Here is a 10,210-nt window from a genome sequence, read left to right on the forward strand (position 1 = left end):
GTTATGATCACTCATACCGTTTTATGAGCGTGATCACGCTAGTTATGATCGCTCATACCGTTTTATGAGCGCGTTCACGCTAGTTTTGATCACTCATACCGTTTTATGAGCGCGATCCCGACTGTTATGATCACTCATACCGTTTTATGAGCGTGATTCAATTATTTATGAGCGCGCCTGCTAGCTCTCTCCGCAATTCTTCCATTTCCGCACTACTTTTCATGCCGATCCGCAGCCAGCTGCCGTCCATGCCGCGGAAGTTTTCTGAATGGCGGAGGACGATGCCTTTCGCGAGCATATCTGTATATAGCTTTCCGGCATCGCGCGGCTTGAATGTCAGGAAATTCGCTTCTGATTCGGTTACGATACAGTCGAATTTCTTCAGAAAAGCTGTCATTTTCTCGCGTTCAGTCCGGGCGCTACAGATCGCCGCTTCGCGATACGCTTCCTCCCCGAGACAAACCGCACCGATTGCGGCCGCCAACCCGTTGACATTCCAATGCGGCGCAGCAGACTTCAGCTCCACAATGACATCGGGATGCGCAACCACATACCCAAGGCGGATGCCCGGAATCGCGTACATCTTCGTCATCGAGCGCACGATGATAACATGTGGAGAATCCCTCAATTCAGAAATGAACGATCTACTTTCATCAATGAAATCAACGAACGCTTCATCGAGGACGACTTCGCATCCCACTTCCCCGGCCATCTGGATAATTGCCAACAAATCCCCTCGCTCCGGCATGACGCCCGTCGGATTGTTCGGCGTACATATGTATACGACTGCTGCTTCCTCAATTTGAGACAAAACCGCCTCGTTCGGCAGGCCGAAACCTTCCGCCTCGGAAGCGATGACTCGTTCAATCTCCACTCCCTTCGCCATCAACGTCGCTTCGTACTCGGAAAACGTCGGGTGGACGACGATTGCCCGTTTTCCTCGGTACCGTTCCGCAATGAGGGACAAAATTTCCGCTGCACCGTTCCCGGCAAACACCGACGCCTGCGGAACGCCATGATACTCTGCCACCTTCGACAGAAAAGGCTCGCCGGCCGGGTCCGGGTAGGTGTGTAATCGCGTCACAAGATCTGGCCACATATCAAGAACAGCCCGCGGAGGCCCCGCCGGATTGCAGTTTTCACTGAAATCGAGTATCCGCGCAGGCGGGGTCATGCCGAGCTTCCCGTAGACATGGTGGGGGTTCGCCCCATGTTCAGGCAATTGCATAGAAAATCACTCCAATAATCGTCATAAGTATCCAAAAGGCGAAAGATGCCGCTTGCATTTGCCCGATCGCCGATTTGATATGAGCCGCTCGCAACGGCTTCAGTCCGGGTCCGAGTTCCGGTCGTTCGGAAACGATTCCCCGGTATGTACTTTTCCCGCCCAATTTGACACCGAACTGCCAGGCAGTGGCCGCTTCAAGGAATCCACTATTCGGGCTCGGGTGGTTCCTTGCTTCTTTGCTCCAGCCGACAAACCGTTTCCGAAAAGGAATGCCTCCTTCATTCGGAGTAAAAACGAGGATGAGGAAGCCTGTAATCCTTGCGGGAATGAAATTCAAAACATCATCGGCTCGCGCAGAAAACTTGCCAAATTCACGATAACGGTCATCCCTGTAACCAATCATTGAATCTAGCGTGTTAACAGCCTTGTACATCCATAACCCGGGAGCGCCGAAAAGGAATGTCCAGAATAATGGAGATGTAATGCCGTCTGCTGTATTTTCCGATACCGTTTCAATCGCGCCGCGGGCTATCTCGCTTTCTTGCAGCTTTTCGGTGTCGCGGCCGACGATCCATGACAGCTTTGTTCGCGCTTCTTCTAGATTACCAGCTTCAAGGGGGGTGTAGACATCAAGCGCGGCGTCCCGCAGGCTTTTCTGGGCGAGTCCGACGGCAATGAGGATCGCTTCTACCGCGACTCCGAAAACGATATGGTATTGGTAGGCAGACCAGACGATTGCCAGCACGACCGCTGTTACGAGGAACACCGTAATGAACAGCATCCCTGCGCCTTTCAGTACGCGGGCATGCCCTCTATTCAGGACCGCGGTGAGCTTCGAGATGAATGTGCCGATCCAGCGGACGGGATGCGGCCAGTTCGGGGGATCCCCGAGAGCGCGGTCGAGGACGAACCCGATCGCGATTGCAACAAAATGGGCTTGCATTATGAAGTCCAGCCTTTCGCTTGTTTGTAGGCGCGAATCGCGCGGATGGTGCAGTCGTAGACGCCGTGGCCGATCAGTTTGCCAAGCGGGGTGATTGGGCCTGCGTACGGCAGGTGCTCCCCTTCCTGTGTCGCCGCGACGAGAAGGCTGTCAGTCGATGTGCCGGTCGCAATTGTGCCAGTGAGCGGGTCTTTGACGTTTTCAATTTGAAGCGCTTTCGTTTTCGCCTCGGTTGCCGTGATCATCGCTTGGATGAAAGCCTCTTCGGGCAGCTGGCCGTTGACGATGACCCATGTGTTGATGGTGCCAACGCGTTGTTCACGGTCAAGTGCTTGCGAGACGTCGACGGCATTGCCGACGCCTGCTGTCACCATGACGAGGACGGTTCCGAAATCACCTTCGTATTCGCCGATTTCCGCGTGCTCGGTCGTGACGGCGGTCATCATGCCGACGGTATCCGAAATCGAGTAGCCGTGTTGCTCGAGGTAGGTGGACATTTCTACCTTGACGTCGTCGCAGTTGTAGTTTGCATCGACGTGGCGGTTGACGAATGCGCGGTACCAACCCATGCCTGCGTTCACGACGGCTGAAGATAATGTCTTCAACGGCTTGGCGACTTTTAGGGATACGTGGTCCGACGTGACGGTGAAGTTCCCTTTATTGATAGTGAATGGTTTTCTTTCTTCAAGTGTATCAGGGAGAAGCGTCATTTGCGGCTTCGGCAACTCTGGATGTGGCTGCGTTTTAACGCGCGCGTTGTACACTTTGCTGATTGTCGCCTCTCGGATAACGTCCTGCGGCTCGCCGATCGTGGCGATTTCCCCCTTTTCCATGAGGAGCAGTCTGTCGCAATAGAGGGAGGCGAGGTTGACGTCGTGGAAAACGGAAATGACCGTGACACCTTTCTCGCTCGCATGCTTGCGGATCGTGTCGAGCAATTGCTGCTGGTGGGCGATGTCGAGATGGTTCGTCGGTTCGTCGAGCAGGAGGATCGGTGCCTCTTGCGCAAGTGCCTGTGCAACGAAGACCCGTTGCTGTTCGCCGCCTGAAAGCAGTTCGATCGCCGTATCTTTGTACCGCGTGACGCCGGTATAGGCAAGCGCCTCCGTCACCGCCCGCTCGTCTTCATCGGACCAAGACGAAAAAAGCCCGGACTGGTGGGGATACCTGCCGAGTGCGACGGTGTCTTTCACGGTATGCGAGAAGGCATGCGCATGGAGTTGCGGAAGGACTGCCACCTTTCTGGCGAATTGCTTTTGGGAATAAACCGCGGCATCCTCCCCGTCGACTTTGACGGTCCCATTCTGCTTTGGCAATATTCCCGAAATGATTTTCAACAGCGTTGATTTGCCGCTGCCGTTCGGGCCGAGGATGCCGAGGATCTCCCCTTTATTCACATTGAATGAAATGTTGTTGACGATCGGCTCTTTGTCGTAGCCTCCGGAGAGATTGTCGACTTGCAGCATGTTACATGGCCCCTTTCCTTCTCTGTCTATAGAAAATGTACGCAAACACTGGCGCGCCGATGAATGCCGTAATGACGCCGACCGGCAGTTCCGAAGGCGAGATGATCGTTCGGGCGATGAGGTCGCAGATGATAAGCAGCGTTGCGCCGTTCATGAACGACAATGTAAGCAGATGCCGGTGGTCGGACCCCCACATGAGGCGCGTCATATGCGGGACAACGAGGCCGACAAAGCCGATTGTTCCGGAGACCGCGACCGCTGAACCCGTCAGGATGGAACCGCCAATGAGAATCATGAACTTCCGTTGTTTGACGTTGACGCCTAAATGATGGGCGCGTTCCTCGCCGAAGAGCATTGCGTTCAATTCCCTGCGGTTCATCCACAGAATAAAGGAACCGATGGCGACGAACGGCAGCACCATGAGAATATAATTCCAGCCGCGCATCGAGACACTGCCGAGAAGCCAGCCGATGATCTGTCGCAGTTCTTCACCGGTTAGCGCAATCATGAGCGAAAGAACGGAGCCTAGAAATGAGCCGAAGATGATTCCGGTTAAGATGATTGTCTCCATTTTCATTGAACGGTCGACGAGCCTTGCGAAGCCAATGACGAGGAACATCGTCAAGGCGGCTCCCGTCATGCTGAAGACGGGTAATGTGTATGTGCCTAGGATTGGAATCGATAAACCGAAAAAGAGTGTCACGACAGCACCCACTGAGGCGCCGGATGACACTCCGAGTGTGTAAGGATCTGCGAGCGGGTTTTTCAGCAATCCTTGGAAGGCTGCGCCAGAAATGGCGAGTGATGCACCGACGAGCCCGGCTAAGATGACGCGGGGCATCCGGATTTTCCATAAGATATTTGAAGCTGTCGTATCCGACGAGTCCCAAAACGTACTGATCGGAATTTTAACCGTTCCAATCGAAACACCGAGCCATACCGCCACTAGAAGCGTGGCGGCAGACACGATGTAGGCAATTGTTGCTTTATTCACCGAAAGCCTCTGGGTAAATGGCTTTCGCTATTTCCTCGAGGCCTAGTGCGAGACGTGGGCCTGTGCGGCTCGTCAAGTTTTCGTCTACTTGGACGACTCGCTCTTCCTTAACAGCAGTAATGTCGCTGAAGCCGTCGCGTTTTTTCACGCTCTCGACGATGTCTGGCACATAGCTGTACATGACGATGATGACGTCAGGGTTTTGCTTGACGATTTCTTCCGGGCTGATCATAACCCAGTCTTCTTCCGTCACAACGTTTTCCGCGCCGATCATGTCGAGGATTTGCTGCATGAACGTGTTTTTACCTGGTGCATAAATTTCAGGTACATCAGATGTTTCGATGAATACGCGTTTTTCATTCTCAACTTTTGCTGTTTTCGCGAGGACTTCTTCGACTTTCGCTTTCATGTCCTCGATGATTGTAGCTGCTTCTTCCGTTTTGCCGGTTGCCTTGCCGATTGTTTTGATCGTTTCATATGTCTGTTCGAAATCCGCTGCATTTTTTACGACGAATACGTTAATTCCTGCGTCACGAAGCTGTTGAAGCCCTTCTTCGCCTGTGCCGAGCATCGATTCATGCGCGAAGACGACATCCGGTGTCATGGAGACGATCTTTTCGACGTTGAACTCCATACCGCCGATTTTCTCTTTTTCAAGCGCTTCTTCAGGATAGTTATCCCAGTCGTTGACACCGACGATTTCATCGTTCAAACCGAGCGCGAATAGAATTTCCGTGTTGCTCGGAATCATGGACACAATCGTTTCAGGGGCTTGTTCGAGTGTAATGTCATTGCCGACCGCGTCCGTCAGTGTAAGCGGGAATTCAGCTACTTCCTCAGATGCTTGATCCTCTGTTTGCGAGCTGCCGTTTACCGGCGTGTTGTCCTTCTTCGCATCATCTGTGCCGCATGCTGCGAGCAGGAACGTCGCAAGGATGGCCGAAAGCCACAGTTGCCAAAATTTCTTCATTCAGATTTCCTCCTATTTGTTCCAAATAAAAATCCCCCGTTTTGTGGACGGAGGAATGCGCTTAGTAAAAATACAGCAGCTTGAAATTCATTGAACGCGCTGATTTCCACCAAACCTATCCTCGTAGGGTACGGGTGACTCATGAAGGCAGGTCTCCTGGCTTGTGCTTTTCGCTCCCCGCGCCTTCCCAGAAATTTCTCCAGTGGCGTCTTGCGGCTTGCGAGCACTTACAGTGGCGGGACCGCGCCGGAATCGAACCGGCTTCCCTTTTAACCCCAGCGTTGACGGCGGGGCACCTTCATGTTTGGTTATGTAATTGATGTTCGGGTTTAATTATACTATAGATTTTTAGGTTGTCGAGAGGCTGCGGTTTATGAATTAGGTTGATTGTGTTGCGAGAGCCGTTGATTGCTTTGCGACTTCGGTTTATCGCTTTGCGGATCGCATTGATTGTCTTACGAGCCCCGATGATTGTGTTGCACTCGTTTAATTGTGTTGCGAACCTCTTTGATTGCGTTGTGAGCCCGATTGATTGCGTTGCGAACTCCGAATCGACCAAAAAACGCCCCTCCAAAACGGAGGGGCTTGGCCTATTACATTCTTTCCGGCGCAGCGACGCCGATCAGTTTCAACGCATTTGCAATCGTTGTGCGTGTTGCTGTGATCAATGCGAGGCGTGCTTCGGACAGGTCGCGGTTGTCCGGGTCAAGCACTTTTTCGGCATTGTAGAAGCTGTGGAATTCGGCGGCCAGCTCCTGGATATAGATTGTGATCCGGTGCGGCGAGCGGATTCTTGCTGCATCGCTGACGGCACGCGGGAAGTCGCCGAGTTTCTTCAGCAGAGTCAATTCCTTTTCTGTTTGCAATAATTCAACATGATCCGTGGAAGCGGTCAAGTTCTTTTCCTCCGCCTGGCGAAGGATCGATGAAATGCGGGCATGCGCGTATTGCGAGTAGTACACCGGGTTTTCATTCGACTGCGAAATCGCTAAATCCAAATCGAAGTCCATTTGCGAATCAGCAGAGCGCATCGCGAAGAAATAACGGACAGCATCCAAGCCGACTTCTTCGACGAGTTCACGCAGCGTGACCGCTTTACCGGTACGCTTGCTCATTTTGAATTTCTCGCCGTCCTTATATAGCTGCACCATTTGGGCAACTTCCACTTCAAGCGTGTCGCGGTCGTATCCGAGCGCTTCGATGGCAGCCTTCATCCGCGGAATATAGCCGTGGTGGTCGGCTCCCCAAATGTTGATGAGCTTGTCGAAACCGCGGCGAAGCTTGTCTTCGTGGTATGCGATGTCCGGCGTCAAATACGTGTACGAGCCGTCATTCTTAATGAGGACGCGGTCTTTATCATCCCCGAACGTCGTCGAGCGGAACCATGTCGCGCCGTCCTCTTCATATACATGACCGTTCTGACGCAATTTATCAAGCGCGATGCCAATCTTCCCGTCCGTATATAGCGACGTTTCCGAGAACCAGTTGTCGAACGGCACGCGGAAATCTTCCAAGTCCTTCTTCAGCTTCGCCAATTCGAAATCAAGGCCGTACTTCCTGAAAAACTCTTGGCGCTCCTTTTCACCGACGTTCACATACTGATCGCCGAATTCCTTCGCAAGCTTTTCACCGATGTCGATGATGTCCTGCCCATGATAGCCGTCCTCCGGCATTTCCTTCTCAAGACCCAATGCTTGGAAGTAGCGCGCCTCGACTGAAAGGGCCAAATTATTCACTTGATTGCCCGCGTCATTGATGTAATATTCCCTTGATACGTCGAAGCCGGCAAAATCGAGGATATTGCACAATGAATCACCGATCGAAGCACCGCGCGCGTGTCCCAGATGCAAGTCGCCCGTCGGATTCGCAGAGACGAATTCGACTTGGACTTTTTCATTGCCGCCATACGTCGAACGGCCGTAATCTGCTCCTTGGGCAAGCACTGTTTTGACGACTTCCCCTAAGTAATCGCTTTTCAGCTTGATGTTGATGAACCCAGGTCCCGCGATGTCCATCGATTTGATGGATGTCGAAGACGTGTCCAATTTCTCTAGAATGGCTTCCGCAATTGCGCGGGGCGGCTTTTTCGCGATTTTCGTCAATTGCATCGCGATATTCGTCGCATAGTCGCCGTTCTCTTTGTTTTTCGGTGTTTCGAGGATGATATCCGGCATGACGGATTCATCAGTAAGTCCTGAAGCGATAACCGCCTCGCGGAATGCATTTTTTATTTCCTGTTGTATCTTTTCAACTGCGTTCATTTTTGTCCCTCCGAATATGTAATCAATAATTCGTGTTGTCCAAGCAATGCACCTTCTGCATGCAGTTCATAATGTGCGATGAACGTATCCGCTCCGACTTCCAGCTTCGTCGTTTTCACGAGTAGGTCGAAGGCTGCCGGACCGTTTCCGTACGTGCCCGGTCGTGTTTCCCCTGGCGAGAACGGCAGGCGCATCTGAACCGCCCCGCTCCGCATGATCAATGCATCCCCTTCTTCCAACTTCACCGTCGTCCGCACCTGCTGACCGTTCAAGTCTTCCACGAATTGCAAATAGATCTTTCCCGCTTTTTCAATCAGCGTCCCCACGGCTTCCAGTTCATGCTTGTCCGCATCCTGGTCCACATGCCGGATCGTCGATTGAAGCCGGACATCGACATGGCGTCCTTCCTTTTTTGATTCCACTGTTGCACCGCCCTTGACGTTCAAAATATCTATTCATTATATCGCTTTTCCCCGCACTATTCCAATACATCACGAATTGTCGGAATCAAATCCACTCTTTTTCGCCAAATTGCCGTTTAATCTTCCCGCGCCTGTTCCATACTGACTGCAAAGAACGGTGGGAGAAGGGATTGTATGAGACGAGTCGATTATATAAAGAAAAAGAAAAGGAATAATTTCATTCGACGGATTGCCTTGCTGATTGTGACGGCGGTAACCGCAGTTTTTACGATGTTTCTCTGTCTTCGACTTTATGCGCAAATAACGGGCGCCCCTTCGTTGAGCGTGCCGAAAGCGAGTGTGTTCCTCGACAAGAACGGGCGCCAGATCGGCGATAAGTTTTCAGCGGAACGCCGGTATTGGGTCGGTCTTGATGACATTTCGCCATTCCTGATCGACGCAGTGATCGCGACGGAGGACCGCAATTTTTACGAGCATAACGGATTTGATTACAAACGGATTGCCGGGGCTTTATTGAAAGACATCAAGACGATGCGGAAAGCGGAAGGCGCGAGCTCCATCACTCAGCAGTATGCCCGGAATTTGTATTTGACACATGAAAAATCGTGGAACCGGAAAATAAAAGAGGCGATCTATGCGTATCGGCTGGAAACCTTTTACGACAAGGACGTCATTTTGGAAGGCTATTTGAATACAGTCTATTTCGGGCATGGGATGTATGGCGTCGAGGCGGCGAGCAGGTTTTATTTCGCGAAATCGGCTGGTGAGCTGACGCTTGAGGAATCTGCGCTTATTACGGCGATTGCCAAAGGTCCATCGGTTTTCGACCCGCTAGACAATCCGGAACGTTCCCGTGATCGTCAATTATTGATTCTCTCTCTCATGGAGGATCAGGGGTTCATCACCGAAATTCAGCGGCAGCGGGCGGCGGATGTGGCAGTGACGCTGAAGACAGAGGACTGGAAGGATATGAAACGGGTCGCCCCTTACTTTTTGGATGAAGTATGGCGCGAAGCGGAGCGGATTTTAAGCAAAAAAGGACGTTATCCTGCGGAAGGCGGCTGGACGATTCGGACGACTCTCGATCCGCAGCATCAGCAGACGGCGGAGGAGTATATTAAGAAATGGATGCCTGACAGCGAGCTGCAGGTCGGCTTTATGTCGATGGAGACGGAAACAGGGAATATTACTTCGCTCGTCGGCGGGGTTGATTACAAAGAGAGTCCTTTCAACCGTGTGACGCAGGCAAAGCGGCAGCCGGGATCCGCGATGAAGCCCATTCTGTATGCGGCAGCGCTCGAAGAAGGTTATAATCCGCTCACATTCATGTCGACGGAACGGACCATTTTCACATACGATGAAGGCCGTTCGACGTATGAACCGAAAAATATCAACGGCAAATTCGCAGGACATCCGATCTCTTTGGCGCAGGCAATCGCCATATCGGACAATATTTACGCTGTGAAGACACTTGAGGATATCGGATATAAAAAGTTCAATAAAATGGCGGACCGGCTTGGGCTCGATGTCGAATTCCAGGAATCGCCCGCTGTCGCGTTGGGCACTTCGACCGTTTCCTTGCTTGAAATGACGACTGCGTATGATCGGATTGCGTCAGGCGGGCTGGAAGTGGAACCGACGACGATCCTGTCCATTACCGATGCAGATGGAAAAACGGTGTACGAGCAGCCGAAAATAAGCACGAAACGGGTCATCACCGAACAGGATGCATTTGTGCTCACCCATTTGATGACGGGCATGTTCGATCCTGTGTTTAATGATTATTCCGTATCGACAGGGCTTTCGATGCGCTCGAAACAAAAACGGCCATATGCGGCAAAATCAGGGACGACCATTTCCGACCAATACTTGATCGGCTACACCCCTTCACTGACGGCGGGAATCTGGACAGGCTATGACGTCGGC

Annotated in this window: 8 protein-coding genes and 1 riboswitch; of the genes, 1 reads left to right on the forward strand and 7 read right to left on the reverse strand. The window is 52.2% G+C overall.

What is annotated here, in order from left to right:
• Positions 1–157 precede the first annotated feature (157 nt).
• The 7 genes from cobD to AWV70_RS11120 all read right to left on the reverse strand — a co-directional run bounded on the left by cobD (position 158) and on the right by AWV70_RS11120 (position 8,284).
• Positions 158–1,228 (reverse strand): threonine-phosphate decarboxylase CobD, encoded by a 1,071-nt coding sequence (gene cobD, locus AWV70_RS11090; protein WP_060207042.1) that lies wholly within the window; start codon positions 1,226–1,228, stop codon positions 158–160.
• Complete coding sequence (gene cbiB / locus AWV70_RS11095; protein ID WP_060207045.1) at positions 1,215–2,171, reverse strand: adenosylcobinamide-phosphate synthase CbiB; 957 nt, start codon at positions 2,169–2,171, stop codon at positions 1,215–1,217. The genes cobD and cbiB overlap by 14 nt, the downstream gene beginning before the upstream one ends.
• On the reverse strand, positions 2,171–3,637 hold the full coding sequence (locus AWV70_RS11100; RefSeq protein WP_060207047.1) for an adenosylcobinamide amidohydrolase: 1,467 nt from the start codon (positions 3,635–3,637) through the stop codon (positions 2,171–2,173). The genes cbiB and AWV70_RS11100 overlap by 1 nt, the downstream gene beginning before the upstream one ends.
• Before the next feature lies 1 nt (position 3,638).
• Positions 3,639–4,631 carry a FecCD family ABC transporter permease gene (locus AWV70_RS11105; RefSeq protein WP_060207049.1) on the reverse strand — a complete coding sequence of 331 codons (993 nt, stop codon included), beginning with the start codon at positions 4,629–4,631 and terminating at the stop codon, positions 3,639–3,641.
• Positions 4,624–5,601: an ABC transporter substrate-binding protein gene (locus tag AWV70_RS11110; protein WP_060207051.1), complete on the reverse strand. Its 978-nt coding sequence runs from the start codon at positions 5,599–5,601 to the stop codon at positions 4,624–4,626. Before AWV70_RS11110 ends, AWV70_RS11105 begins: the two co-directional genes overlap by 8 nt.
• A gap of 129 nt (positions 5,602–5,730) precedes the next feature.
• Positions 5,731–5,916: riboswitch (cobalamin riboswitch) on the reverse strand.
• Positions 5,917–6,194: 278 nt separating this feature from the next.
• Positions 6,195–7,862, reverse strand: coding sequence for an arginine--tRNA ligase (gene argS, locus AWV70_RS11115; RefSeq protein WP_060207053.1), 1,668 nt, complete (start codon positions 7,860–7,862; stop codon positions 6,195–6,197).
• Positions 7,859–8,284 (reverse strand): DUF1934 domain-containing protein, encoded by a 426-nt coding sequence (locus tag AWV70_RS11120; RefSeq protein WP_060207055.1) that lies wholly within the window; start codon positions 8,282–8,284, stop codon positions 7,859–7,861. The genes argS and AWV70_RS11120 overlap by 4 nt, the downstream gene beginning before the upstream one ends.
• A gap of 174 nt (positions 8,285–8,458) precedes the next feature.
• Between AWV70_RS11120 and AWV70_RS11125 the strand changes: the two genes are divergently transcribed.
• Positions 8,459–10,210, forward strand: a 1,752-nt coding sequence (locus AWV70_RS11125) for a transglycosylase domain-containing protein (RefSeq protein WP_060207057.1), incomplete at its 3' end; no start/stop codon positions are given.

It is taken from the genome of Sporosarcina koreensis (assembly GCF_001531445.1).
Taxonomy (GTDB): Bacteria; Bacillota; Bacilli; order Bacillales_A; family Planococcaceae; genus Sporosarcina; species Sporosarcina koreensis_C.